Origin of the sequence: Acinetobacter sp. 22323, from assembly GCF_052044895.1 — a bacterium.
GTDB classification, from domain to species: Bacteria; Pseudomonadota; Gammaproteobacteria; order Pseudomonadales; family Moraxellaceae; genus Acinetobacter; species Acinetobacter schindleri.
In genome coordinates this window covers 1-26,432 of the sequence record NZ_JBQEOL010000004.1, presented here as the reverse complement: position 1 = coordinate 26,432, position 26,432 = coordinate 1, and the positions used below count along the sequence as shown (strand labels likewise).

Genomic DNA, 26,432 nt, shown 5'->3' with positions numbered 1-26,432 from the left:
GGCTAGAAGAATCTATTAAACCTGATAGAAATCGCGATACCAGTCAACAAACTGTTTTACGCCATCTTCAACAGAAACAGAAGGTTTATAACCTACACTTTGTTCTAGTGCTGAGCTATCAGCGAAAGTATCTGGTACATCACCGGGTTGTAGTGGCAGTAAGTCCAGAATGGCTTCTTTGCCGACTGCTTTTTCAATGGCATGGATATATTCAATCAGTTTGACTGGCGAATTATTGCCGATGTTAAAGATCCGGAACGGGGCATTGCTGGTGGATGGATCAGGATTGTTGCTATCCCAGTCTGGATTTGGTGCAGCAATCTGGTCACTGGAACGGATCACGCCTTCAGCAATATCTGCAACAAAGGTGAAATCACGGGTATGATTGCCGTGGTTAAAAACCGGAATAGATTTGCCTTCAATAATGTTCTTGGTGAACTTAAAGAGAGCCATATCCGGACGCCCCCAAGGACCATAGACAGTAAAGAAGCGCAAGCCTGTGGTTGGCAGTTTGAAGAGGTGGCTATAGCTATGTGCCATCAATTCATTGGCACGCTTTGTTGCTGCATAGAACTGGATCGGATGGTCGACACCATGCTTTTCACTAAAAGGCATGGTAGTGTTGGCACCATACACGCTACTGGTACTGGCATAAGTCAGATGTGGTGTTTTGGCATAGCGACAGGCTTCAATGATATTGGTAAAACCGACAATATTGCTTTCCACATAACTCATCGGATTTTCAAGCGAATAACGTACGCCTGCCTGTGCAGCAAGATGAATCACGCGATCAAATTGATGTTCCTGAAAACACTTGTCAACTGCGGCTTTATCTGCAAGGTTGGCATGATAAAAGTCGAACTGCCCCGACTGCTGTTCCGCTGTTTGAGTTAGCAGATCTACACGTGCCTGTTTTAAAGCTGGATCGTAGTAGTCATTCATGTTGTCAAAACCGACCACATCATCACCACGTTCTAAAAGCTTTTTGGAAACATGGAATCCAATAAAACCTGCTGCACCTGTTACCAGAATTTTCATTCATCGCCTCCAAAAATATCACGGGTATACACTTTATCTTCAACGTCACTCAAATCTTTGGATTGACGATTGGTGATAATCACATCTGCCCGCTGTTTAAAGGCTTCTAAATCAGTAATCACTTCAGATTTAAAGAACTCGCTTTCTTTTAATGCCGGTTCATAAACAATGACTTCAACCCCCTTGGCTTTAAGGCGTTTCATTACCCCCTGAATGGCAGAGGCACGGAAATTATCTGAGCCACTTTTCATAACCAGTCGATAAATCCCGACCACCGACGGATTCCTTGCCAAAATAGAATCGGCAATAAAGTCTTTACGGGTACGGTTAGAATCCACAATAGCTTGAATCAGATTGCTAGGTACCTGACTATAGTTCGCCAATAGCTGTTTGGTATCTTTTGGCAGGCAGTAACCTCCATAACCAAAGGAAGGGTTGTTATAGTGATTGCCAATTCGTTGGTCCAGACAGACACCTTCAATAATTTGCTGAGTATCTAAACCGAACGTTTGTGCATAGGTATCCAGTTCATTGAAGAAAGCTACGCGCATAGCCAGATAGGTATTGGCAAATAACTTGATTGCTTCTGCTTCGGTTGAGTCAGTGAACAGAACAGGACTGTCTTTTTTGATTGCACCTTCAATCAGCATATCTGCGAATTGTTGAGCACGCGCTGACTTCTCTCCAACAATAATACGTGATGGATAAAGGTTGTCATGTAAAGCTTTACCTTCACGCAAGAATTCTGGAGAGAAAATAATATTTTCTGTATGAAATTTCTCTTTAACTGTTTTGGTGAAGCCTACCGGAACTGTAGATTTAATAATCATGACCGCTTGAGGGTTAATCTCGGTCACATCACGAATAACGCTTTCGACGCTTTGGGTATTAAAATAATTGGTTTTGGTATCATAATCCGTCGGTGTCGCAATAATGACAAAATCAGCATTCTGATAAGCTTCATATTTGTCAGTTGTTGCACGGAAGTTTAGTGGCTTTTCACTTAAAAAAGTTGAAATGTCAGGATCCTGAATCGGAGAAATCTTCTGATTTAACATTTCAACTTTATTGTCAATAATATCTAATGCCACGACTTCATGATGTTGTGAGAAGATCATGGCATTGGAAAGGCCGACGTAACCGGTGCCTGCAACTGCTATTTTCATATCAACCTGATTATGTATTTTTAATAGGGGAGCCAGAGCCCAAGCCAATAGTGGTGTTCTCAAGGCGGTTTCATATCATACCATAAAGTATTTTGAGTATTATGAAGGTGTTGAAAAGCGGGGGAGTAACTTTGCTTTAGAGATGGTATGATATGGCGCAGAATGCTGGTGGAAGATGAATACATGCAGGAAAACGTAAACGACTCACTGTCAGGTCAGGCTCATACACAGTCTGAACAGAATATTGTGCTATGCATGAAGTGGGGCACCAAATATGGGGCAGAGTACGTCAATCGTTTATACAACATGGTCAAGCGTCATACTACGGTTGACTTTAAAATGGTGTGTCTGACAGACCGTACCGAGGGCATTGATCCTGCTGTTGAATGTTTTCCTATTCCGCCATTGGCCTTGCCAGCAGGTAGTCCTGAACGTGGCTGGAATAAGTTATCGACCTTTGAACCTAATTTATATGGTTTAAAAGGAAATGCACTTTTTCTCGATTTAGATGTTGTGATTGTCGATAATATTGACAGTTTCTTTACCCATCCGGGTGATTTTTTGATTATTCATGACTGGAAACGTCCATGGCGTATTACCGGAAATAGCTCGGTTTATCGTTTCAAGCTGGGAGCTTTTCCTGGTTTGATGCCATATTTCCGTGAACATTTTGATGAAATCCGTCAGAAGTTTCGTAATGAGCAGGCTTATTTATCCTGGTATGTTGATCAGGAAAAGAAACTGAGTTACTGGCCGGATTCCTGGTGCAAGAGCTATAAATATCACTGTCTGCAAAAAATTCCAATGGCTTATTTCAAGCCGCCTGTGAAGCCGGAAGGTGTCAAAATTATTATTTTCCATGGTGAAATCAATCCACCTGACGCAATTAACGGCGGCGGTGGTAAATGGTACCGTTATGTTCTGCCATCGCAATGGATCAAGGATGCGTGGCAATAATTATTAAGTGTAGTAATTAAGCAATCCGGTACCTATTTTAAAGTGATGAAGTAAATGCAGCAGCAAATTGATATTGTAATTGCCTGGGTGGATGGCAATGATCTGGAATTAAAAAAGAAACGGCATAAATATCTGACTGGTGAAGATGCATCCGATGCAGTCAGTGATACCCGCTTCGCCAGTAATAATGAAATCTACTACAACATTGCTTCAATCCTGAAATATGTACCTTTTTGCCGCAATATTTTTGTAGTGACCGATAACCAGCGCCCAGAATTTATTGATGAATTTGCTGCACAAGGCCTGTGTACTGCCGATAAAATTCGTGTAGTGGATCATCGGGAAATTTTTAGAGGTTATGAGCAGCATTTGCCCACTTTTAATACCCGATCCATTGAAAGTATGCTCTGGAACATTGAAGGATTATCAGACTATTTTATTTATTTGAATGATGACTTTTTCTTTAATTCAACTGCACAGCCAGAAGATTTTCTAAACGGTAATCATTTGGTGATCTATGGCCACTGGCAAAGCAGTTTTGCGCTGAAGACAAAGTTAAAATATCGCCAATTTTTGCAGCGTCAATTTGGCAAGCCGATTCAGCCGAAGCACATGATTGCACAAATGTTAGGAGCTGATATCCTGGGTTTCAAAAAGTTCTTTGAGATCCATCATTATCCACATATTGTTGATCGTCATGCTTTGAAAGATTATTTATTGGCACATCAGCAGTTGCTGGAAACCCAGATTAAATACAAGTTCCGCAGTGTAGAGCAGCTTAATCCCATTTCACTGATGAATCATATCAAGATTCAAAAGCAGCAAGCTGAGCTGAAGCCGGATATTGAACTGGCTTATCTGAAAAATGAAGATAGCCTCGACAGTTTTATTTCAGCTTTAGATAATCCTGCAATAAAATATGGTTGTATCCAGAGTCTGGATCAATTGAAGTCAGCAGATGCAAAGCAGATCGGTAATGCCATGCAGCAAAAACTGGCTGGTTATTTACCAAATTCAATTTTAGCTTAGAGGTTCATGATGAAAGTAATTACTTATCTGATTAATCTGGATGGTAGTCATGAACGGCTTGAACGGGCGACTCAGCAACTAGATGCAGTGCACTGGCCTTTTGAGCGTTTCTCTGCAGTCGATGGTCGCGGCAAGGCTTTAACTGAATTTACCAACTATGATGATCAAGGTGCGCAACAGATACTTGGGCGTAGCCTGATGAACTCGGAATTGGGGTGTTATCTGAGTCATTATGGTTGCGCAGAGAAGTTTCTGAATACTGATGCAGATTATCTGGTTGTACTTGAAGATGATATGAAAATTAATCCAGACTTTAAAACAAAGCTGGATGGTGTGTTGGAATATCTGGATCAGCATAAAGAATTAGATTGGTACTTAATTAATATTGCAGCCAAAAAGAAAAAGCTGGCAAAAGATATTATCCAGATTGAAGATATGAGCATGTGGCATGCTTTTTATTTTCCAATTCGCGGATTAGGTTTGATCTGGTCACGCCAAGGTGCTCAAGCATTTTTAGAAGCTGGTAAGCATATAAATATGCCTGTCGATATTTTCTTCCAGACCTGGCTGAGTAAAAATGGAAAGGGGTTAGGTGTGTGGCCAGCCTTGGTTCGACCTGCAGGTTTAGACAGTGATATTTTAGGGACAGTCGCTTCTCAGGGTGTATCACGTAAACAAAAAGAAAATCGTGGGTTGTCCCATGGTTTGAAAAAGCAAAAGCGTATGTGGCGTGATCGCTATTATGCACTTAAACACTTAATGGCTTCAAAGTAAGTAACTCTGTATGAAAAACATTGTAATTAGCCTAAAAACAGCAACTGCACGTCGTGAACACATTCAAAAAGAATTTGGTAAACAGAATATCGGTTTTGATTTTTTTGATGCATTAACTCCAGATTTGGCAAAATCACTTGCTGCGAAAATGTCTCTAAATGTGCATGAAGATTTTATTACGGCAGGCGAGCTCGCTTGTTTTATGAGTCATGTATCGATCTGGCAAAAAATGGTAGATGAGCAGATTCCGCATTTGGCAATTTTTGAAGATGATGTATATTTGGGAGAAAATACTGACTATTTTCTGAGTCAGGATGACTGGATTCAAAATGACTGGGATATTATTAAAATAGAAGCTTTTGCCGATAAGGTCTTTTTAAGTGGTCCTAATATAGATATCGCAAATGGATCGCGTCAGATTATTCAGTTAACGGGAAAAAATTTGGGGACAGCGGGCTATATTTTAAGCTGGAAAGGGGCAAAAAAATACTTGGATTATGTGCGAAAGATTCAGTTAATTCCTTTAGATCAAGTCATGTTTGATGAATTTATCCGAGAGAAAGTTCATTCTGTTTACCAAATGAAACCAGCTCTTTGTATTCAAGAAATGATGCTTTTTCCTGAAAAGAAAACAGTCCTTTCTAGTGATTTGCTTGCTGAACGTAAAGCGCGTATGCGTAAGCAGAAGAAGAAGGGATGGGCAAAAATTCAGTTGGAAATTATGCGTGTGCTTAAGCAAGTGAAATATGCTTTAGTTGGGCAGAGCATTGGTTTTAAATAATTGTAAGAATACTTATTATGAATAATTATGTCATTAGCCTTAAATCAGCAGTAGATAGAAGAGCTCACATCCAGAATGAATTTAACTCACAAAGTATACCTTTCAATTTTTTTGAAGCCATTGAACCAGCTTTGAATAAAGAATTATTAGAAAAATTTAAATTGAATACTAAAGCCAATAAGCTGACAGAAAATGAAACAGCTTGTTTTCTTAGTCATTTTTCTCTTTGGAATAAAGTAATTAAAGAAAAGTTAAATTATATCGTAATATTTGAAGATGATATTTATTTAAGTGAAAATGCTTCTGACTTTCTTTGTGGTGAATGGCCCATAAATAAAGATATTATTAAAATTGAGAAAGTTTATAAAAAAGTTGTATTAAAACAAAATGAAAAAATTAAAGTAGGTGAATCTGAATATACAATAGGTGTCTTGCAAAAAGGACATCTTGGCGCTGGTGGATACGTACTTTCATATGCAGCAGCTAAAGATTTAATAGCTTATGTACAAAGTTTAAATGTGTTAGACCATATTGATCAAATATTGTTTAATCAATATTTGAAAAAAGGCAAGTATCCAATTTCTCAATTGAATCCTGTACTTTGTATACAAGACTGTATTTTAAAGCCGAATAATCAATCTTTTATTTCATCACTACAATGGAGAGAAAATAAAATAAAAACTAAATTATCCTTTAGGGATAAAATAAAAAGAGAATTCATTAGAATATTTAAGAAAATTATTGAATATCCATATACTATTAAATTAATATTTCATAAATAAAACTAGGATTTTTTTATGAATTTTTTAATTAGCTTATCAACGGCATGGGCAAGACGAAAGCATATTGAGAAAGAGTTTTCTTAGAATAATGATTTTTTTAATTTCTTCAATGTAGTAAATAAGGATACTCTCAATGAAAATGAGAGAAAATATAATATTGATTTTAGTAAATAAAATTTATCTAATAGTGAAAAAGCTTGTTTTTTAAGTCATGTCAAATTATGGGAATATTTAATAAATAGTGACTTAAAATATCTTACAATTTTTGAAGATGATGTTTATTTATCTAAATATTGTAATGAATATTTAAATGATTATAATTGAATTCCTAGTAAAATACATTTTATAAAAATAGAAAAAATTTCAAGATGTTGCTTTAATGGATTTCCAAAGAATTAGTTTTAATAAAAATCTGTCTCTAAGAAGGTCGAAAGGTAAACATTTAGGAACAGCAGGTTATATTATTTCAAAATCAATGGCTAAACAAATACTAAATCAAGTATGTAGTAAAAAAATTTTACGTCCTATTGATCAACTAATTTTTAATTCTTATATAAAAATAAGTTTATAACTATCTATCAATTAAACCCATGTGTAGTTATTCAAGAAGATCGAATTGGAATAAATAATCTTCCAAGTCAATTGTAGAATGAGAGAAGTAAAAAACTCTTAAATTATTAAAATATAATAAAAATATATTTTAAAAAATTATAGATGAATTAGTAGGAATTATGAATAAAATTCAAAAAAATATTCCAAGATTTACTATATTAAATAATTTTTTAGGCAGTACTACTTGAAATTCTTATTAAGAGATTTTGAAGTAGTATAATAAATTGATTTTGCTATTTTTTATTTGTAATAAAAATTTATTACTGTGTTAATAATCTTTGTTGGTTTTCAACCTTAAAATAATTTATAATTGTTAGGGGATATGAATAAATATTATTAGGGTGTGTATGAATTATGTTATTAGTTTGAAAGATGCGGATGAGAGGCGCTTGCATATTTCAAATGAGTTTGAAAAACATAATTTAAATTTTAAATTCTTTGACGCGATAACAGTTAAAGAAGTAGATGCATATGCTAAAAAATTTGATATTAAATTTGATGATAATATGTTGACGCAAGTTGAGAAAGCTTGTTTTTTAAGTCATATCGTGATATGTGAAAATTTTTTAAAGAGTAATTTAGAATATATAGCAGTATTCGAAGATGACGTGATCTTAGGGATTCATTCCAATCATTTCTTAGCTGATTTTTCTTGGATTCCTTCAAATATTGATTTTATTAAAATAGAAAAATTTGAAAAAAATGCATTTATGTCATTGAAAACTATAAACATAGGATATTGTCGTTTTTTAAGACTCTTAAAAGGTAAACATTTAGGTGCTGCAGGGTATATTCTGTCAAGAAATGCTGCTCAAATAATTTTGAATTCTGTTTATGGAAAATTTATAAATAAACCTATTGATGTAATTATATTTGAGGATAAAATTTTATCTAAAGAATATAAAATTTATCAAATGGTACCAAGTTTAGTTATTCAAGCTGGAAGATTGTCTAAGGGAGCTTTGCCAAGCCAGTTACAAGGCGAAAGATGCACAAGAAAAATAGTTGTACCTAAAGAAAAGATTAATATTCAATTGAAATTGAAGAGGGAATTGTTCAGAGTTATCAAGAATATCTGGAAGCTTTTCTGTAAAGTTAAATTTAATTGAGTACGAGATTTTTATGAAATTTTTATCAAATTTTTATCATAAAAAATATTTTTATGAAAAAGAAAAATATAATATTCGTTTTTTAGAAAATAAAATAAAAAATCCCGAGGCTATAACTAAAGTTAATAAAGTTATTTACTGTTTTTGGACAGGGAATAACCCTATGTCTGAAAATAGACTAAAAGGTTTGAAAAGTCTGCAAAAAAATTCTGGTGCAGAAGTAATTTTAGTTAACCCATCTAATTTGGATAATTTTATAAAAAAAGATTTTCCTCTACATCCAGCTTATTCTTATCTTTCTTTAGTGCATAAATCAGATTATTTAAGATGTTATTTTATGCACCATTTCGGTGGAGGCTATAGCGATATCAAACCTCAATTATACAATTGGGAAAAAGCATTTGAAAAATTGAATAATGATAATAATGTACTTGCAATTGGCTATCATGAATCCTCATATAAAGATATCGGTTATATAACAAAATTCGTTAATCCCATTGATGCAAAAAAAATGAATAAAGATTTGAAGAAAAATTTTAATCTAGTTATTGGTAATGGTGGATATATTTTTAAACCGTATACACAATTTACAGAATTGTGGATCACAGAATTACATAAGCGATTAGATGAAAATTTTGAAACCTTGAAAGCACATCCAGGTAATATTATGGGTGATAATGAAGGCTATCCATTGCCTTGGACTTCCATTCTTGGTCAGATATTTCATCCATTATGCCTTATGTTTCATGAACATCTCTTATTTGATGAAAATTTAAAACCAGTATGTAAAGATTATCGCTAATAAAATTTTAATTTTTATCAGGATTCCCTTTCAACACCATATAAATCAAACCAACAAAAATCAGAAATGCACCAATGATACTGCTAAGGCAGAAGTAGACAATACGATCATTGGTGTCTAAAGAGAAAAGATTGTTGGCAAGAATATAGCGCATAAACAACCATTGAACGACTGAAAACACAATCAGCATGATGCCACGGTTACGGACAGCAGGACGCATCGCCATGGGAGACAATCCACATCTTAAAAGAATAACAAGATTATGCCATTTTTAGGCCTGAATCTCAATTTATTCTATTTTCTAAAATTATACATTACTTAGAAATTACCTAGGGAAATTTAAGCTTTATATGGGTTATGATTACCATAGCAGTTTCTGAAGCGTTTATATGACCAAATATATTGTGCAGGTATTGTTGCAATCATTTGTTCCATATGTTGATTCAGGCAAAGTACGCTGGTTTGTAGATCCTTAGACATAATATTATTCGATATAGAACTACAGTGAATATCAAAACAGCTGTGTCGATTGGTACGAATACAGCTTATGCCTACCACATTACATTGTGTTTTTTGAGCTAATTTAGGAACAATAGTTCCTGAAAGAACGTTTTGTTTAAAAAAATCTGCATAGATGCCGCCCGAAGGCTTAGGAATATGATCTGGCAAAATAACAGTAAGACCACCTTGTTTTAAATGTTTAAATATAGCTCTTATACCAGTTTCATCTGCAGGGACTAAAATAGCATTCGTTTTCTGGCGAGCCTGCAAAATATAGCGATTGATGTCTTTATTTCTATTCGGTTTATACATGATCATGGGTTGTGTTTGTGAGCAAAGCCATGCATTTAGTAATTCCCAGCTTCCCAAATGTGGAACTACGACAATCACACCTTTTTTCTCATTGATGGCATGGTTGAAATGTTCAATGCCATAAATTTGATTGATACGTGAAAGGTTATAAGCAGTAGACATTCCCCAAAATTTAATACATTCCAAATAACTTAAACATTGACTTTGAATACTTTTTCTAATGATATTTTTTGTTGTTTATCATTTAGTTCAGGATAGGCCAGTTGAATATTAATCTGTGTGACACGATGAATAGATGAATTGGTTCGATATAAAAACCAAGCAATGATGTACCCGAACAATTGTAAAATGCGTAAAGGTAATATAGCTAAAAAAGTTAGTAGAAAATACATATTTTAAAAAAGACTCTTTAATAGGCGGGTTTAATCTTGAAAATTATATAAGTGCCTAAAAATCTAAGAGATCATCAAAAATAGCAAAGCAACTTAATGGTTAATATAAAATATTATGAAAAAATAGCTTAAGAAAATTCATCTATATTTTCATACTGAAAGGATAAGATTTTTTATACTCAAAGCCCTAGTTAAAACTATAATGAATCGCTAAGATCATGATAAAAAAGCCCTGCACAGAGCAGGGCTTTTTTACTTAAATCTTCAAGAATTATTCTTGAGATTCAGCTTTTGGTTTTTCACGTAAGCGAATACCCAAATCACGCAATTGATTTGATTCAACTGGTGCAGGTGCTTGTGTCAATGGACATTCAGCAGTCTTGGTTTTCGGGAACGCAATCACGTCACGGATAGATGATGCACCGGTCATTAACATCACCAAACGGTCAAGACCGAATGCCAAACCACCGTGCGGAGGCGCACCGTATTTCAAGGCATTTAACAAGAAGCTGAATTTCTCTTCTGCTTCTTCTTCAGAAATACCAAGTGCTTCAAAGATCGCTTTTTGCATTTCTAGGTTGTAAATACGTAGTGAACCACCACCGATTTCAGTACCGTTAAGCACCATATCGTAAGCAACAGAAAGCGCTGCGCCTGGGTTGTTCTTCACTTCTTCAACGCTAGATTTTGGTAACGTGAATGGGTGGTGAACAGAGGTCCATTTGCCATCATCAGTTTCTTCAAACATTGGGAAATCAACCACCCAAAGTGGCGCCCACTCGCAAGTCGCAAGTTTCATGTCGTGACCAATTTTCACACGAAGTGCACCCATGGCATCGTTTACAACTTTCGCTTTATCTGCACCGAAGAATACGATGTCGCCATTTTCAGCGCCAACACGTTTCAATAGATCCAGCACGATTGGCTCGATGAATTTTACGATTGGAGATTGAAGACCTTCAATGCCTTTTTCAAGTTCGTTGACTTTAATGTAAGCCAAACCGCGTGCACCGTAGATGCCTACAAATTTAGTGTATTCATCAATTGCACTACGTGGCAGTGAACCAGCGCCTGGTACGCGAAGCGCAACGATACGACCTTTAGGATCTTTTGCAGGACCTGCAAATACTTTGAACTCAACGTCTTGCATGAGGTCTGCAACGTCAACCAGTTTCAAAGGAATGCGTAAGTCTGGCTTATCAGATGCATAGTCACGCATTGCATCTGCGTAGGTCATACGTGGGAATTTTTCGAATTGAACGTCTAGAAGTTCTTTGAACATCTTGATCGTCAATGTTTCCATCAAATCCATAATGTCATCGTCACTCATGAACGATGTTTCAACGTCGATTTGGGTGAATTCAGGCTGGCGGTCAGCACGTAAGTCTTCATCACGGAAACATTTTGCGATTTGGTAATAACGATCGATACCGCCCACCATCAACAACTGTTTGAACAGCTGTGGAGATTGTGGAAGCGCATAGAAGCTACCGTTAGAAACACGACTTGGTACTAGATAGTCACGTGCACCTTCAGGCGTAGCACGGGTGAGAATCGGAGTTTCAACGTCAAGAAAACCATTGTCTTCGAAGTAGTTACGAATCAGGTTAGTCAGTTTAGAACGGAAACGTAAACGGTCTAACATTTCAGGGCGACGGATGTCCAGGAAACGGTACTTTAAACGTACTTCTTCAGAAATGTTGGTATTTTCGTCATTCAATGGGAATGGCGGAGTTTCTGACGCAGCAAGAACTTCAATTTCTTTACCAAGAACTTCGATTTGACCGCTGGTGATATTTGCGTTTTCAGTCCCTGCATAACGACGACGTACGCGGCCTGTAATTTTTAATACAAATTCTGAACGTGATTTATCGGCAGTTGCGAATGCTTCAGGAGTATCTGGGTCAATAACCACTTGAACAAGACCGTCACGGTCACGCATGTCAAGGAAGATTACACCACCGTGGTCACGGCGACGGTGAACCCAACCGCATAATGTTACGGTTTGGTCAATTTGAGCTTCGGTTAATGAACCGCAGTAATGAGTTCGCATCATAGCGTTAAAAATCCAACTATATGGTTTAAGGTCAGCGAATACGTAAACAGCGTACCGCTTTTCGTAAAGGTAGGATTATGCCTCTTTGGGCATGTAGTCACAAGAACCTGGGTCAAAAACAATATCATTTTAAAGTGAATAGACGAAAAGCCAGCGCTTTGTCTAACCCATCCTGCGACCTCTGTCCAAAAATAAAAACAATAAACAGCCTAGGCTGAAGGTGATCAGAAAGCCCTGACTAAATTCATTAATAGATCGTCCAGTAAAATAGTACAGATCCGATTGCCAGATATCTGTAGGGATATAGCGGGCATAATCCCAAACAGAAAACAGGCCGGTCAATACAGAAAACAGGACTAAGTTCCACGCAAACACTTTGATTTTTCGGCTGACTGCCAGATATTGCTGATGCTTTTTATAGTAGTGCACACTCATCCACAGCATAAACGGCAAAACAATCACGGACGTGCCAATCTGTAAAATCCGGTGCAGCGGATAACTTTGTCCAAACAACTGAAACTGTTGTGCTAAAACTTCATGGAAGGCAAAAGTCCGAAAATCGACGTGGGTCAGACCATCCCAGATTAAATGAGTGGCTGTGCCGATGATCAGTGCTAGACACATCGCCAAGATGAATCTTAAAGCTGAAAGGATGCTGTAAATATTTAAATCATGCTGAATGCCGATGAAACGGTAAGTTACTGGCCGGTAAACCAGATACCAGATGCTACAGAAAGCCAGCCCAAACCAGAGGTCTGGATGAATCAGCGAAGACCATAAATGCGTGATATTTGAATTGCTCGAAGTAAAGAGTCGATGTAAATCGGGCACCATACAGCCAATCGCTAACGCAGCAACAGGTAGCCTATTACCGCTTAAACGTGAAATAGGTGGAGCAAGTACAGCATGGGACAAGGTAAAGGGCATAAAGATAATGTTTTAATGTAATAAAAAAATATTCAAAGAGCATTCTAATAAAATATATCACTGGTTATCGTAAACGATTGCAAAAATAATGAAATGTTATATTATAACATTATTCTATTTTAGTCATTTTGAGCTTGGGTCATGTCTTTTCATAAGAATTTAATAACACTCTCTATTTTTGCGGTTATTACACCATCAGCATTCGCACAACAAGAAGAAGCGACAGTAACTGTACAAACGCTGGAAACCATCCAGGTTCAGGCCCATCCATTGATACAAACCGCAGCAGATTTTGCGGTTGCGGATCATGTGGTGGATCAAAAAGCATTATCTGAGCGTGCGACGACTATTGGTGATGCACTGGCAGATGAATTGGGTGTCTATTCAAATCAGTTTGGTACAGGTGCAAGTCGTCCGGTCATTCGAGGTCAGGATGGCCCACGTGTGAAAGTGTTGCAGCATGCTTCAGAAACTGCTGATGTTTCGACCTTGTCTCCGGATCATGCTGTCACCGTTGATCCGATTCTGGCGAAACAAGTCGAAGTGATTCGCGGTCCATCTACGCTACTTTATGGCGCTGGTACAGTCGGTGGTCTGGTGAATGTCACCGATCAAAAAATTCCGACCCAGATGCCTGAAGATGGTCTGGAAGGTACAGTCGGCCTGCGCTATAACTCAGGTAGTGACGAAAAGTTAGCAAGTGCTGGTGTGACAGCGGGTATTGGTGAAAATTTTGCTTTGCGTGTAGAAGGCTCAAAGCGTAAAGCCAATGATTATATTGCGCCGGATTATGTGGTCGAAGAGCCGCATGGAGATCACTCCCACTTTCATAAAGAACGCCGTGTCGACAATACTTTTGCAGAAGGACAAACAGTCAATATTGGCGGATCATGGATTCATGATCGTGGTTTTGTTGGTCTATCTTATAGTAACCGCCAAGACCAATATGGTTTGCCAGGGCATAGTCATGAATATCATGACTGTCATCCACATGGTAATGAATTACATTGTGGCGGACATGGCCCAGCACCACAACCGGATCCAAATGCAGTTGAAGAAGAACACGCACATGGTGGTCCATGGGTTGATCTGGAATCACATCGTTATGATATGCGCACTGAGTTAAATAACCCATTTGCCGGTTTTGACAAGTTGCGTGCCCATGCCAGCTTCACTGATTATGAACATGATGAACTGGAAGAAAATGAAGTCATCAGTAATTTTAAAAGTAAAGGCTATGATGCACGTTTAGAACTGGTACACGTTCCAGTTGCGGGTTGGGAAGGGGTCATTGGTACTCAATATAGCCAGCAAAAAGTTAATCTTGCCGGAGGTGCAGATGAACATGAGGGGCATTCCCATAGCAGTGTTCTGATGGCAGATACCAAAACTGAAAAATACAGTTTATTTGGTCTTGAGCACAAACAGATCGGTGATGTGCATGTTGAACTCGGTGCACGAGTAGAACATCAAAAAATTGATGTGGATTCAACTCAAAAAAATTACTCAGATACCGGTGTTTCAGGTTCAGCAGCAGCCAATTGGGAATTTGCGCCAAACTATAAGCTTTCTGTGGTGGGATCACATCAGCAGCGTTTGCCTTTGGCCCAAGAGCTGTACGCGGATGGCCTGCATTTTGCCACCAATACGTATGAACTCGGTAACCCTGACCTCGATAAAGAAACTTCAAATAATCTTGAATTGGGTCTGCATTATGAAGGTGATCAACTGGATTACCATGTGCATGTGTATCACAACTGGTTCGATGATTATATTTATGGCGAAACAATAGCGCAGAAAGGTAATTTACGCGGTGTGCAGTATACCCAAGACAAAGCCAGATTCTATGGGACTGAGGCACAGGCAGGTTACCAGATCAATGACATGTATAAAGTCAGTGTTTTTGGTGACTATGTGCGTGGCAAGATTGAAGGTGAAAATGCACCACGTGTACCCGCGGGCCGCTTAGGAACCAAAGTCGAAGCAGACTTTGCCGATGGCTGGTCAGGTCTGGCTGAATATTATCATGTCTTTAATCAGGACAAGATTGCCAGTTATGAAAATGAAACCCAGGGCTACAATATGGTGAATGTTGGCTTAAGTTATGCCAATAGCATTGCAGATAAAAATGCTTACCGGGTTTATTTCAAAGCCAACAATCTGCTTGATGATCAGGTGTATTCACATACTTCATTCCTGTCCAATATTCCGCAAGTCGGTCGCAACTTTACTGTCGGCGTGCAGTATGATTTCTAACAGGTCTACGAAAATAATCGACCAAATCATCTAGATCTCACTGAAATCTACTTGAAAAATCATAAGATAAAACCTAGCCTGAGTATATTGGGTTAGGTTTTTTCTTATGCGTATCTTTCAACGAATTCACAATAAATTGAACTGGTCGAATCGCCGTTATGCGACTTTGATCATTAGTATGCTGGCCGTGGGTTATCTGGCTTCAGCGATCTACCACACGTATAAGCCTTTGCCGGAAGGTCTGAATTATACGGGCAAGCTGCGTCATGCCGAAGTCAAGTTTCTGGCTGATCAGACTTATCTGGATGCACAAGGCAAGCAGCAGCTAGATCATCGCATTTTTAATGAAATGCTGAACATGATTGAAGAAGCCAAATCGCTGATCGTGCTTGATATGTTTTTATTTAATCAGCAAACTGGGGCATCTACGCAGGAACATCAGGCATTAAGTCAACAACTGACGGATGCTTTAATCAGTAAACGTCTGTTGCAACCTGAAGTCGAAATCAAATTTATTACCGATCCGATCAATTCGGTCTATGGCGGAATTCGATCCGAGCAGTATCGAGCCCTACGTCAGCACGGTGTTGATGTGATTGAAACCAATCTGATGCCATTGCGGGCTTCCAATCCAAGCTGGTCCGGCTTCTGGTATATCTGTTGCCAGGGCATTGGCAATAATCCGGAAAAGGGCTGGTTGCCGAATCCATTTGGAACAGAAAAAATTACCCTGCGCAGTTATTTTGAGCTGTTTAACTTTAAAGCCAATCATCGCAAAACTATGGTGGTGGATACCGATCAAGGCTGGAAAGCACTGGTCACATCCATGAACCCGCATGATGGCAGTTCGCGGCATTCCAATATTGGTTTATTGGTCTGGGGTAGCACCGCTGTGGATATCCTGAAAACAGAGCAATCTGTCGGCATGATGTCACAAGCCAATATGCCTGCCATTGTCGCCGGGGATTTTCAGGCAGACAGCAGCCAGCCACAAGTTCAGGTGCTGACTGAAAAAGCTATTTATGATGCGATTCTGAATCTCATTCAGACAGCCAAAGCAAATGAGCAGATTGATCTGGCGATGTTTTATTTATCTGAGCGCAAAATTATTAAAAGTCTGATTGCGGCACATGAACGTGGTGTCAAAGTCCGGGTTTTACTCGATCCAAATAAAGATGCTTTTGGCCGTGAGAAAAACGGGATTCCAAACCGGCAAGTGGCTTGGGAACTGCATAAAGCAGATATTGATGTGCGCTGGTGCCGTACTCAAGGAGAGCAATGTCATAGTAAAATACTGATGAAGCGCAATGCTCAGCAAGCTGAAATGATTTTAGGCTCGGCTAATTTTACCGTACGGAATCTGAAAAACTATAATCTGGAAACCAATATGCGTGTGCTAGGTCAGCCTCAGGCCGAAGTGTTCAAGGATGCCCAGCAATATTTTGACGGTGCATGGTCAAATCTGAATGGTCGTGCCATGAGCGTGGACTATACGCAATATGCAGAAGATTCGTTCTTTAAATACTGGCTATACCGTTTTATGGAATGGAGTGGCTGGTCGACGTTCTAGATGAGAAATCAAAAGGAAGTCGAGATGACTTCCTTTTTTTATCGAATAATAATGGATTAGCTAAACTCACCAGTTGAGCGTTCTTTGGCCCATTCACGCAGGACAAATTTTTGCAGCTTGCCAGTCGAAGTTTTTGGAATCTCAGTAATCACCACATCTTTTGGCACTTTGAAACGCGCCAAATGTTCACGACAAAATTCAATAATTTCTTCTGGTGTAACTTCGAAGCCCTGTTTGAGTTCAATAAAGGCACACGGCACTTCCTGCCAGCGTGGATCTGGTTTGGCGACTACCGCTGCAGTCAGAATCGCAGGGTGCTGATACAGCACTTCCTCTACTTCTAGCGAAGAAATATTTTCACCACCAGAAATGATGACATCTTTAGAGCGGTCAGTGATTTTGGCATAACCGTCTGGCTGGCAAACAGCGAGGTCACCGGTATGGAACCAGCCACCGGCAAAGGCTTCTGCCGTAGCTTCCGGATTTTTCAGATAACCTTTCATGACGATGTTACCGCGGAACATGATCTCGCCCAGCGTTTTACCATCATGTGGCACTTCCTGCATGGTTTCAGGATCAAGCACTTTCATACCATCCTGCAATGGATATGGTACACCTTGACGTGAGTGCAACTGGGCCTGTTCCTGGATGGTGAGATCGGACCAGCCAGCTTGAGATGCACATAGGGCAGAAGGACCATATGTCTCGGTTAAACCATAGACGTGGGTTACATTGATACCAATATTGCGCATACCTTCAATGATGGCTGCTGGAGGCGCAGCACCTGCCACCATAACTTCTACACGGTGATCAAATTTGGTTCTTTTCTCTTCCGGTGTATTGATGAGCATCGACAGGACAATTGGTGCACCACAGAAATAATCGACTTTATGTGTGGCAATCAGCTGAAAGATCAGTTCAGGATCAACTTTGCGTAAGCAGACATTGGTTCCGCCGTTGGCCGCCATGGTCCAGGCAAAACACCAGCCATTACAGTGGAATAATGGCAGGGTCCAGAGATAGGTTGCACGTGGCATCATGCCACAGGCAATAATGTTGCTGGCTGCATTAATATACGCACCGCGATGATGATAAACCACGCCTTTTGGGTTGCCAGTTGTACCTGAAGTATAGTTCAGGCTGATTGCGTCCCATTCATCTTGTGGCAAGTGCCATTCAAAATTGGCATCGCCTTGAGCCAGCCAGCTTTCATATTCAATCTGGCCAATACGATCAGCAGCTTCTTCATAGTTCTCATCTGCTACATCGATGATATAAATATCCTGCTTGATCAGTGCCAGCGCTTCCTGCGCCACAGCAGTAAATTCAGGATCGACAAGTAGAACTTTAGTTTCCGCATGTTCTAGCATAAAAGCCAAAGTCTTGGCATCTAAACGGGTATTTAAGGTATTCAGTACAGCACCTGCCATCGGAACAGCAAAGTGCGCCTCAATCATGGCTGGGACGTTAGGTAAAAGGACAGATACGGTATCATTTTTGCCTACACCAAGCTGTTGCAACTGGTGAGCGAACCGACGACAGCGCTGATAAGTGTCACGCCAGGTAATTTCACGCTGGCCATGAATAATGGCATTCTGGTTGGGATAGATATAGGCCGCACGTTCTAGATAGCGTAAAGGTGAAAGCGCTACAAAGTTTGCTGGTGTGCGTGGTAATTCATCATATGCACTGCCCATTGTTCTACTCCCTGAATAAATAATTATTATTTAATTACTCTAAATCTAGCAATTTTTAGTGATTGTGACATTTATGCTTTAGTCGAGCGTGAATGAAAGATCAAGCTTTTAATATCTATATTTTTGTTTTTATTGAACTTTGATGGATAAAATGAACTGTTACTTTACATGTCTGTCACTATAATAAACAGAATAAAGTTGGGTTAAATAGAATCCGGTGTGAAATTTAGCTTCAAAGACCCGCGCAAATAGATAAAATGACTGGCTTTTATTTTTGTGGATTAGTGACTAATAAAATCAAATTATTTTGCAAGTATTTATAAAAAAACGAGTTTTACAAATTTACATAGACTTTAAAATTGACTTGTTTCTCTAAATGACTGCATGATGATTTCTAAATAAAAAGATATTCATAACAACAAAAATAAGAGCAATTATGTCCGGGTTTTATTGACTTAAAACCGGGTAAAAGGAAGCCGCTATGGAGATAGCACGTGCAGAGATGTGGGCCAACTGGTCAGGTTCCCAGCGATCCAGTCCCAGTATTTTTCATCCTTACAGCATTGAGATGCTGCAGGGGCTTGTGCGTGTCTATCCAAAATTACGTGTTGTGGGTGCAAGCCATTCCTTTAGTGCCTTGGCAAAAACCAGCGACGTGCTGGTTTGCCTAGATCAGCTTAAAGGGATGTGTGACTATGATCGAGAACAGTGTCGCAGTACCTTTTGGGCCGGGACCCGTTTGTATGATGTGGGTGAGAAGCTGGCCACCATTGATCAGGCATTGGCAAACCAAGGGGATATCGACCGGCAAAGTCTGGCAGGTGCCATTGCTACAGGTACGCATGGAACCGGGGTGGAGTTACCTTGTCTTTCTGCTCTGGTTTCTGAATTTGAATTGCTGACTGCGGACGGTCACTTGCTATGCTGTAACTCTGAGCAGAATGCAGATATCTTTGCTGCAGGACGGGTGGCATGTGGCAGTCTGGGCATTATGACCCGTATCCAGCTACAAAACCGGCCCATGTACAGGTTGCAGGAGCAGATTCGACTTTGCTCACTCACCGATCTATATGCAAGCATCGATAAATGGAAGCATCAGCACCGGCATATAGAGTTCTGGGCCTTTACCCATAGCGATAATGTCATTCTAAAAAGTCTGGATGAAACCCAGGAAGAAGCACAGGCAAGACCGGATGGTTGGCTGGATGAGGACTTCATGTTGAACATGTGCTGTGAGCTGAATCGAATTTGGCCAGGACTGAATCCCTGGTTACAGCGTCTGTTAAATATAGCGATCCGGCCATCGAAAGCAGTGGACTGGTCCAGCCGTATTTTTCCTAGTGTACGTAATACCCGTTTTAATGAAATGGAATATCAGCTGCCGGTGAAACAGGGACTGGCCTGTTTTGAGGAGGTTATGGAAATACTACAGCAACAGAAAGCGCCGGTATTTTTTCCAATTGAATTTCGTTATGTACGTGGGGACGATATCTGGCTAAGTCCATTTTATCAACAAGATTCAGTTTCGATCTCCGTACATCAATTTTACAAACAGGATTATCAGGTGATTTTTGATCTGGTAGAACCGATTTTCAGAAAATACGGAGGACGCCCGCACTGGGGCAAGCTGCATTCGCTGGAAGCCCGACAGCTTTGTGAACTCTATCCGAAATGGGATGAGTTTATGCAGTTACGAAAATCCCTTGATCCACAGGATAAATGGCTCAATCCTTATCTGGAGCGCCTGTTCATTCCATCTTGAATGAGCTGAGGAGGAATACAGTATGCTATATCTTGACTACTTTCAGGAACTCCAGAAAACTCTGCATGAGCAAGGAAATGGACAACCTCAATTGATTCTGGATTTGTCTAAGCTGGAACAGAATATTGACTGGTTACAACATAAGATGCCGACCCATCTGAAACCGCGTCTGGTGGTGAAATCATTAGCCAATTCAATATTGCTAAAACGAATTGCTAAAGCCTTTAATACCCAGTCTTTTATGGTGTTCCATCTTCCGCATGCGGTCCATATCCTGCAAGCCTATACGCAGGCAGATATTCTGATGGGCAAGCCAGTGCCTTTGCAATGCCTGAAAAGCTTTACCGAAGATCAGGCTGAGCATCTGCCGAAAGTGCAGTGACTGATTGATTCAGCTGAGCGTCTGAAAAATTATCTGACATATGCCAAGGAGCGGAATCTACAGCTGCGGATCAATCTGGAAATTGATATTGGCCTTCATCGTGGTGGGTTGTCAGATCTAGAGCAGTTTATGCACTGCCTGGCGATTATCAAAAGCCATTCGGAATATCTGAGTTTAAGTGGTCTGATGGGTTACGATGCTCATGTTTCTAAGTTGCCTAGTGCATTATTTCCTCCCATCCAGAGCTATCAGAAATCTCAACAGTGTTATATGAACTTCATGAATGTCATGTGCCAGATGCTGCCTGAGCTGGATCTGTCTGCTCTTTGTCTGAATGGAGCGGGAAGTGGTACCTTGCATCACCACTTTATCCAGACGGTCTGTAATGATGTATCCTTCGGTTCAATGTTGCTCAAGCCAACTGATTTTGATCTGGAAGGCCTAGAGCCCATGCAACCGGCTTTATGGATTGCTGCACCAGTATTGAAAGTGCTGGACCAAATTCAGTTACCTGGATTAGAGCGATTAAAGCGGTTTCAACCGCGGCAACGGGCGGTATGTATTTATGGTGGTTACTGGCGCGGGAAATGTATCTATCCGCCAGGTGCGAAGCCACATTTACTGTATGGACGCAGTAGTAATCAGGAATTGTTGCAGATTCCATCTAGTTGCCGGATTCAGGTCGATGATTATGTATTTTTCCGGCCCGCCCAAAGTGAATCGATTCTGCCACAATTTGCTTCGCTGTATGCTTATGAGCAGGGACAATATCAAAAGTGGGAGAATTTTAGGGAATAACAGGATGGATCATGGTGGCTATCTCCCAAGTCATTCTGAATATCCTGCAAGGGATTGGCAGCAAAGCATGTTTTCAGCCGAGAAAAAAGGATTAACGGTTTATTAAATGGCCCGAGACGTGTAAAATTCTAGGCGATTTTTATTTATCCACCGTTTTTATCTTTTGAGGTTCTCCTCGATCATAATCTCGCGGTGACATGCTCCATTGTACGGGGCATCACTCCTTAAGGATTTCATATGCCAATTATCACTTTGCCAAATGGCGATCAAAAACAGTTTGATCAAGCCGTATCTGTGATGGAAGTTGCTCAAAGCATCGGTCCTGGTCTAGCAAAAAATACTGTTGCAGGTCGTGTGAACGATCGTTTAGTAGACGCTTGTGATCTTATTACTGAAGACGCAACCTTACAGATTATTACGCCGAAAGACGAAGATGGTGTTCATATCATTCGTCACTCTTGCGCACACCTAGTGGGTCATGCTGTTAAGCAATTGTTCCCAGAAGCAAAAATGGTAATTGGTCCAGTCATTGAAGAAGGTTTCTACTATGACATCTGGATGCCACGTCCATTTACTCTAGACGATATGGCAGCGATTGAAGAGCGTATGAAAAAGCTCATCGATCAAGACTACGATGTCATCAAAAAAATGACACCACGTGATGAAGTGATCAAAGAATTCACTGCGCGTGGCGAAGAATACAAACTCCGTCTGATCGAAGACATGCCTGAAGAAACACAAATGGGCTTGTATTACCATCAAGACTATTTGGATATGTGCCGTGGTCCGCACGTTCCAAATACTAAATTCTTAAAATCGTTTAAGCTGACTAAAATCTCGGGTGCTTACTGGCGCGGTGATGCGAAAAATGAACAGTTACAACGTATTTACGGTACAGCGTGGGCGGACAAAAAACAGCTTGCTGCTTATGTAAAACGTATCGAAGAAGCAGAAAAACGTGATCACCGTAAAATCGGTAAAGCGCTAGACTTGTTCCATATGCAGGAAGAAGCACCGGGTATGGTGTTCTGGCATCCGAATGGCTGGACCATTTACCAGGTTCTTGAACAGTACATGCGTAAAGTTCAGCAGGACAATGGCTACGAAGAAATCCGCACACCACAGGTGGTTGATTTCACGTTATGGGAAAAATCAGGCCATGCTGCCAACTATGCAGACAACATGTTTACGACGCATTCTGAAAATCGTAACTATGCGGTGAAGCCAATGAACTGTCCTTGTCACGTACAAGTGTTCAACCAAGGCTTAAAGTCATACCGTGATCTTCCGGTACGTCTGGCAGAATTCGGGTCATGTCACCGTAACGAACCATCAGGTTCTTTACATGGGATTATGCGTGTTCGCGGCTTTACCCAAGATGATGCACATATTTTCTGTACCAAAGAGCAAATCGGTACTGAAGTTGCAGACTTTATCAAATTGACACTCGATGTATACAAAGATTTTGGCTTCGAAGAAGTACAAATGAAGTTGTCAACTCGTCCTGAAAAACGTGTTGGTGATGATACACTTTGGGATATGGCAGAAAAATCTTTGGCAGATGCTTTAGATGCTGCTGGTCTGGAGTGGGAATTGCAGCCAGGTGAGGGTGCGTTCTACGGTCCGAAGATCGAATTCTCATTGAAAGACTGCTTGGGCCGTGTATGGCAATGCGGTACGATTCAATGTGACTTCAACCTTCCAGAACGTCTAGATGCATCTTACGTGACCGAAGACAACGACCGTGATCAGCCAGTAATGTTACATCGTGCAATTCTTGGCAGTTTCGAGCGTTTTATTGGTATACTTATTGAACACTACGCAGGCTTTATGCCACCTTGGTTATCACCAATTCAGGCGTGTGTCATGAATATTACCGATTCTCAAGCCGAGGCTTGTGAGTCAGTCGTCGCAAAACTTAAAGAAAGCGGTATCCGCGCGATTTCCGACTTGAGAAATGAGAAAATCGGCTTTAAGATTCGTGAACGTACTTTAGAGCGTATTCCTTACTTACTGGTACTTGGGGACCGTGAAGTAGAGGAAGGTACGGTAAATGTCCGTACACGCTCAGGAACAAATTTGGGTACCATGTCAATCGATGCTTTCGTTGATCTGGTAAAAACAGCCGTTGCCGAACGCGGCCGGTACATTGTGGAGTAACAGCGATTAAACAGCCTGACCGTAATCAACAGGGCGGTAACAAATCAAACCGTCCTGCGTTGAATGATGAAATTCGTGCGAAAGAAGTCCGTCTTGTAGACGAAAATGGTGAGCAAAAAGGTATAGTAAGCTTAACTGAAGCTTTACGTGCAGCAGAAAGCGTAGAGCTTGATCTTGTAGAGATCGTAGCAAATGCTGAGCCACCTGTTTGTAAAATCATGGACTTTAACAAGCATTTGTTTGATCTTAAACAAAAGCAGAAAGAAGCGAAGAAAAAACAACATCAAGTACAGGTGAAAGAAATCAAGCTACGCCCTGGTACTGATGTAGGTGATTACAACGTAAAACTGCGTGCAATTATCAAGTTCCTTGAAGAAGGCAACAAGGTAAAAATCACGCTTCGTTTCCGTGGTCGTGAGATGGCTCACCAACAGTTGGGTCTGGCTCAATTACAAAAAATTGAAGCTGATGTAGCGGAAATTGGTGTAGTTGAACAGTCTCCAAAAATGGAAGGCCGTCAAATGGGTATGCTGCTTGGTCCTAAAAAGAAAAAGTAAGCACTCATTGAGCGAAAAAAGCCCTGCACTTGCAGGGCTTTTTTATTTTATAGCCATAAAATAGACAGTCTAGTTTCTGCTATCAGTTTAAAGCCTAAAAAATAACTCAACTATGCCGCACATTATTTGTGCCGAAATAATTTTGATCAGGATTACAGTGATAAACATTACAAATATGAGTGAATATGAGTAGAGAAAAGATATATTTTTTAAACTTGGCATAAATTGCTGGATGACTGGCTTATGGCTTTTTTAAATAATCGCGTTGTACCCTATCAGCTGGTCATTTTTGATATAGATGGTACTCTGGTTGATTCCTTTGAACAGTTTATCGAGTTGCTGAATTGCTTTGCCGGTAAATATCGCTATGCATTGATGCATAAAGATCAGGTCGAGCATTTAAGAGCTTTACCACCACGACAGATCCGTCAGGCACTCAATCTGTCAATATTTCAGACCTTTCGCTTAATGTATGACTGTAAACGGGAGATGCGTCGTAGTGGCAAAATGCCAGAATTGTTTGAAGGTATTGCGGATTTGCTTCGCCATCTCAAACAGCAGGGCGTTCGCATGGCAATTGTCACCTCCAATACTCCGAATAATTGCCGAAAGTATCTAGGTGCGGAACTGTTTCAGCTATTTGAGTGGGTCGAAAGCAATGCTTCAATTTATTCGTTGGAGCGTAAAACTTCGGGGTTCAGCCCGAGGATATAAGCGACTGGCGTAAGCCATTAATGCGGTGTTTGCTGTTGCTGAATATAGTGTTTAATAATTCCGATTGGCGCACCTCCGCATGACGCAGCGAAGTAACTTGGGGACCACAGGGCATTGCCCCATAATTTGCTCTTAATTTCAGGATGCTTAGTGCGTAGAATGCGACTAGACGCACCTTTTAAGCTATTCACTAAACTAGAAATGGCGACTTTAGGTGGATAATTGACGAGCAAATGTACATGATCATGTTCACCGTCAAATTCTATCAATTCAGCTTCAAAGTCTAAGCAGACACGTTCAAATACTTCACGCATCGTTTCAAGCATGGCATTGGTGAAAACATCTCTACGATATTTCGCTACAAATACCAAGTGAATGTGCATATTAAAGACACAGTGACGGCCTGTTCTAATTTCTTGACTATTGTTCATAGACTAAATATATTCTAATGATGAAAACACTTAAATTACGTATAAGAAACAAACATTGCAAGGTGCTAGACCAATTGGCATCTGAGGTGAATTTTGTTTGGAATTATGTGAATGATTTAGGATTTAAACATCTCAAGCGTAAGGGTGAATTTCTATCGGCATACGATATTGCAGAATACACCAAAGGTACTTCTAAGGAATGCAACCTGCATAGTCAAACTGTTCAAGCCATTACAGAAGAACTTATTACCCGAAGAAAGCAATTTAAAAAAGCAAAGCTGAAATGGCGTGTAAGCAACAAAAAATCAGCAAGACGATCTTTGGGTTGGATACCATTTAAAAAATCAGGATTCAAGTATGCCGATGGCTGGGTTGAGTACGGGAAAACTAAATTCAACTTATGGGACAGTTATGGTATAGGCAAATACAAGGTTAAAACTGGCTCATTTGTTGAAGATAGTCGTGGGCGCTGGTATGTGTGCCTCGTGGTTGAATCATCTAAACAAGAAAAACCAATAGCAACCAAAGCCATAGGCATTGATTTAGGTTTAAAAGATATTGCCACCTGCTCTGATGGCACAGTGATCACAAACCCTAAATTCTATCGGAAGTACGAGCAGAAATTAGGGATTGCTCAACGATCAAGGAATAAAAAGCGTGTTCGTACCTTACACGCTAAGATTGCAAATTGTCGTAAAGATCATTTGCACAAAGCAAGCACCATGCTTGTAAAAAACAATGCACTAATTGTTGTGGGTGACTTAAGTGCCAGGAAACTAGTCAAAACTAAAATGGCAAAGTCTGTTTTAGATACAGGGTTTTCGGCACTAAAAACATTGCTCAAGTATAAATGCGAGAACGCAGGGG

22 protein-coding genes and 3 pseudogenes are annotated in these 26,432 nt (G+C 39.9%); 17 read left to right on the top strand and 8 right to left on the bottom strand.

Features of this window, described 5'->3' with window-relative positions; translation table 11 throughout:
* Positions 1–15: 15 nt before the first annotated feature.
* Both ACTJIX_RS03780 and ACTJIX_RS03775 read right to left on the bottom strand, forming a co-directional pair.
* A complete protein-coding gene (locus tag ACTJIX_RS03780) occupies positions 16–1,038 on the bottom strand; it encodes an NAD-dependent epimerase (RefSeq protein ID WP_004813072.1) in 1,023 nt (340 codons plus the stop codon).
* On the bottom strand, positions 1,035–2,204 hold the full coding sequence (locus ACTJIX_RS03775; RefSeq protein ID WP_004813070.1) for a nucleotide sugar dehydrogenase: 1,170 nt from the start codon (positions 2,202–2,204) through the stop codon (positions 1,035–1,037). Before ACTJIX_RS03775 ends, ACTJIX_RS03780 begins: the two co-directional genes overlap by 4 nt.
* A 183-nt stretch (positions 2,205–2,387) precedes the next feature.
* Here ACTJIX_RS03775 and ACTJIX_RS03770 point away from each other — a divergent pair, with 183 nt between their 5' ends.
* From ACTJIX_RS03770 to ACTJIX_RS03730, 9 genes and pseudogenes are all read left to right on the top strand, one after another.
* Complete coding sequence (locus ACTJIX_RS03770; protein ID WP_051005988.1) at positions 2,388–3,161, top strand: hypothetical protein; 774 nt, start codon at positions 2,388–2,390, stop codon at positions 3,159–3,161.
* Positions 3,162–3,215: 54 nt separating this feature from the next.
* Positions 3,216–4,190: a stealth family protein gene (locus ACTJIX_RS03765; protein WP_440611180.1), complete on the top strand. Its 975-nt coding sequence runs from the start codon at positions 3,216–3,218 to the stop codon at positions 4,188–4,190.
* 9 nt (positions 4,191–4,199) lie between these two features.
* Entirely contained in the window at positions 4,200–4,964 is a 765-nt protein-coding gene (locus tag ACTJIX_RS03760; protein ID WP_346795009.1) for a glycosyltransferase family 25 protein, read from the top strand.
* Between the two features lie 10 nt (positions 4,965–4,974).
* On the top strand, positions 4,975–5,745 hold the full coding sequence (locus tag ACTJIX_RS03755; RefSeq protein WP_346794979.1) for a glycosyltransferase family 25 protein: 771 nt from the start codon (positions 4,975–4,977) through the stop codon (positions 5,743–5,745).
* A 17-nt stretch (positions 5,746–5,762) separates the two neighbouring features.
* On the top strand, positions 5,763–6,527 hold the full coding sequence (locus ACTJIX_RS03750; RefSeq protein ID WP_346794978.1) for a glycosyltransferase family 25 protein: 765 nt from the start codon (positions 5,763–5,765) through the stop codon (positions 6,525–6,527).
* 186 nt (positions 6,528–6,713) lie between these two features.
* Positions 6,714–6,851, top strand: a pseudogene (locus ACTJIX_RS03745) (glycosyltransferase family 25 protein); the annotation flags it as partial.
* 55 nt (positions 6,852–6,906) lie between these two features.
* Entirely contained in the window at positions 6,907–7,098 is a 192-nt protein-coding gene (locus tag ACTJIX_RS03740) for a glycosyltransferase family 25 protein (RefSeq protein WP_440611179.1), read from the top strand.
* Between the two features lie 388 nt (positions 7,099–7,486).
* Entirely contained in the window at positions 7,487–8,248 is a 762-nt protein-coding gene (locus tag ACTJIX_RS03735) for a glycosyltransferase family 25 protein (protein WP_440611178.1), read from the top strand.
* A 13-nt stretch (positions 8,249–8,261) separates the two neighbouring features.
* Positions 8,262–9,050: a hypothetical protein gene (locus tag ACTJIX_RS03730; RefSeq protein ID WP_440611177.1), complete on the top strand. Its 789-nt coding sequence runs from the start codon at positions 8,262–8,264 to the stop codon at positions 9,048–9,050.
* A 7-nt stretch (positions 9,051–9,057) separates the two neighbouring features.
* Here the strand turns inward: ACTJIX_RS03730 and ACTJIX_RS03725 are convergent, their stop codons facing one another.
* The 4 genes and pseudogenes from ACTJIX_RS03725 to ACTJIX_RS03710 form a co-directional block, all read right to left on the bottom strand.
* Positions 9,058–9,276 carry a hypothetical protein gene (locus ACTJIX_RS03725; protein ID WP_253170116.1) on the bottom strand — a complete coding sequence of 73 codons (219 nt, stop codon included), beginning with the start codon at positions 9,274–9,276 and terminating at the stop codon, positions 9,058–9,060.
* 113 nt (positions 9,277–9,389) lie between these two features.
* A pseudogene (locus tag ACTJIX_RS03720) lies at positions 9,390–10,255 on the bottom strand (lysophospholipid acyltransferase family protein).
* Between the two features lie 271 nt (positions 10,256–10,526).
* Positions 10,527–12,311 carry an aspartate--tRNA ligase gene (gene aspS, locus ACTJIX_RS03715; RefSeq protein ID WP_440611176.1) on the bottom strand — a complete coding sequence of 595 codons (1,785 nt, stop codon included), beginning with the start codon at positions 12,309–12,311 and terminating at the stop codon, positions 10,527–10,529.
* A 162-nt stretch (positions 12,312–12,473) separates the two neighbouring features.
* Entirely contained in the window at positions 12,474–13,238 is a 765-nt protein-coding gene (locus ACTJIX_RS03710; RefSeq protein ID WP_440611175.1) for a DUF4184 family protein, read from the bottom strand.
* A gap of 141 nt (positions 13,239–13,379) precedes the next feature.
* Between ACTJIX_RS03710 and znuD the strand changes: the two genes are divergently transcribed.
* Positions 13,380–15,494: a zinc piracy TonB-dependent receptor ZnuD gene (gene znuD, locus ACTJIX_RS03705; RefSeq protein ID WP_440611174.1), complete on the top strand. Its 2,115-nt coding sequence runs from the start codon at positions 13,380–13,382 to the stop codon at positions 15,492–15,494.
* Positions 15,495–15,600: 106 nt separating this feature from the next.
* Positions 15,601–17,064, top strand: coding sequence for a phospholipase D-like domain-containing protein (locus tag ACTJIX_RS03700; RefSeq protein ID WP_004889924.1), 1,464 nt, complete (start codon positions 15,601–15,603; stop codon positions 17,062–17,064).
* Positions 17,065–17,120: 56 nt separating this feature from the next.
* Here ACTJIX_RS03700 and ACTJIX_RS03695 read toward each other — a convergent pair whose 3' ends face one another.
* Positions 17,121–18,761, bottom strand: a complete 1,641-nt coding sequence (locus ACTJIX_RS03695) for an acyl-CoA synthetase (protein ID WP_004889922.1) — start codon at positions 18,759–18,761, stop codon at positions 17,121–17,123.
* Between the two features lie 481 nt (positions 18,762–19,242).
* On the opposite strand from ACTJIX_RS03695, the gene ACTJIX_RS03690 reads away from it, so the two are divergent.
* The 5 genes and pseudogenes from ACTJIX_RS03690 to ACTJIX_RS03670 all read left to right on the top strand — a co-directional run bounded on the left by ACTJIX_RS03690 (position 19,243) and on the right by ACTJIX_RS03670 (position 25,134).
* Positions 19,243–20,523 (top strand): D-arabinono-1,4-lactone oxidase, encoded by a 1,281-nt coding sequence (locus tag ACTJIX_RS03690; protein WP_004889919.1) that lies wholly within the window; start codon positions 19,243–19,245, stop codon positions 20,521–20,523.
* 22 nt (positions 20,524–20,545) lie between these two features.
* Positions 20,546–21,703, top strand: a pseudogene (locus ACTJIX_RS03685) (alanine racemase).
* A 237-nt stretch (positions 21,704–21,940) separates the two neighbouring features.
* A complete protein-coding gene (thrS, locus tag ACTJIX_RS03680) occupies positions 21,941–23,863 on the top strand; it encodes a threonine--tRNA ligase (protein ID WP_004813026.1) in 1,923 nt (640 codons plus the stop codon).
* A 5-nt stretch (positions 23,864–23,868) separates the two neighbouring features.
* The gene (gene infC, locus ACTJIX_RS03675) at positions 23,869–24,420 is read left to right on the top strand and encodes a translation initiation factor IF-3 (protein WP_076753101.1); all 552 of its coding nucleotides are present in this window, start codon (positions 23,869–23,871) and stop codon (positions 24,418–24,420) included.
* 243 nt (positions 24,421–24,663) lie between these two features.
* Entirely contained in the window at positions 24,664–25,134 is a 471-nt protein-coding gene (locus ACTJIX_RS03670) for an HAD hydrolase-like protein (protein ID WP_004889909.1), read from the top strand.
* A 17-nt stretch (positions 25,135–25,151) separates the two neighbouring features.
* On the opposite strand, the gene tnpA is transcribed toward ACTJIX_RS03670, so the two are convergent.
* Positions 25,152–25,565: an IS200/IS605 family transposase gene (gene tnpA, locus ACTJIX_RS03665; protein WP_004889908.1), complete on the bottom strand. Its 414-nt coding sequence runs from the start codon at positions 25,563–25,565 to the stop codon at positions 25,152–25,154.
* Between the two features lie 20 nt (positions 25,566–25,585).
* On the opposite strand from tnpA, the gene ACTJIX_RS03660 reads away from it, so the two are divergent.
* The coding region (locus ACTJIX_RS03660) for an RNA-guided endonuclease InsQ/TnpB family protein (RefSeq protein WP_440611173.1) at positions 25,586–26,432 on the top strand (847 nt) is incomplete at its 3' end.

Coding starts and splice junctions, on each gene's coding strand:
- ACTJIX_RS03670 (WP_004889909.1), top strand. CDS start 24,664: ATGGCTTTTTTAAATAATCGCGTTGTACCCTATCAGCTGGTCATTTTT.
- ACTJIX_RS03765 (WP_440611180.1), top strand. CDS start 3,216: ATGCAGCAGCAAATTGATATTGTAATTGCCTGGGTGGATGGCAATGAT.
- ACTJIX_RS03775 (WP_004813070.1), bottom strand. CDS start 2,204: ATGAAAATAGCAGTTGCAGGCACCGGTTACGTCGGCCTTTCCAATGCC.
- ACTJIX_RS03780 (WP_004813072.1), bottom strand. CDS start 1,038: ATGAAAATTCTGGTAACAGGTGCAGCAGGTTTTATTGGATTCCATGTT.
- thrS (WP_004813026.1), top strand. CDS start 21,941: ATGCCAATTATCACTTTGCCAAATGGCGATCAAAAACAGTTTGATCAA.
- ACTJIX_RS03725 (WP_253170116.1), bottom strand. CDS start 9,276: ATGGCGATGCGTCCTGCTGTCCGTAACCGTGGCATCATGCTGATTGTG.
- tnpA (WP_004889908.1), bottom strand. CDS start 25,565: ATGAACAATAGTCAAGAAATTAGAACAGGCCGTCACTGTGTCTTTAAT.
- ACTJIX_RS03700 (WP_004889924.1), top strand. CDS start 15,601: ATGCGTATCTTTCAACGAATTCACAATAAATTGAACTGGTCGAATCGC.
- ACTJIX_RS03740 (WP_440611179.1), top strand. CDS start 6,907: ATGGATTTCCAAAGAATTAGTTTTAATAAAAATCTGTCTCTAAGAAGG.
- ACTJIX_RS03710 (WP_440611175.1), bottom strand. CDS start 13,238: ATGCCCTTTACCTTGTCCCATGCTGTACTTGCTCCACCTATTTCACGT.
- ACTJIX_RS03770 (WP_051005988.1), top strand. CDS start 2,388: ATGCAGGAAAACGTAAACGACTCACTGTCAGGTCAGGCTCATACACAG.
- aspS (WP_440611176.1), bottom strand. CDS start 12,311: ATGATGCGAACTCATTACTGCGGTTCATTAACCGAAGCTCAAATTGAC.
- ACTJIX_RS03730 (WP_440611177.1), top strand. CDS start 8,262: ATGAAATTTTTATCAAATTTTTATCATAAAAAATATTTTTATGAAAAA.
- ACTJIX_RS03690 (WP_004889919.1), top strand. CDS start 19,243: ATGGAGATAGCACGTGCAGAGATGTGGGCCAACTGGTCAGGTTCCCAG.
- ACTJIX_RS03755 (WP_346794979.1), top strand. CDS start 4,975: ATGAAAAACATTGTAATTAGCCTAAAAACAGCAACTGCACGTCGTGAA.
- ACTJIX_RS03760 (WP_346795009.1), top strand. CDS start 4,200: ATGAAAGTAATTACTTATCTGATTAATCTGGATGGTAGTCATGAACGG.
- ACTJIX_RS03735 (WP_440611178.1), top strand. CDS start 7,487: ATGAATTATGTTATTAGTTTGAAAGATGCGGATGAGAGGCGCTTGCAT.
- ACTJIX_RS03695 (WP_004889922.1), bottom strand. CDS start 18,761: ATGGGCAGTGCATATGATGAATTACCACGCACACCAGCAAACTTTGTA.
- ACTJIX_RS03750 (WP_346794978.1), top strand. CDS start 5,763: ATGAATAATTATGTCATTAGCCTTAAATCAGCAGTAGATAGAAGAGCT.
- znuD (WP_440611174.1), top strand. CDS start 13,380: ATGTCTTTTCATAAGAATTTAATAACACTCTCTATTTTTGCGGTTATT.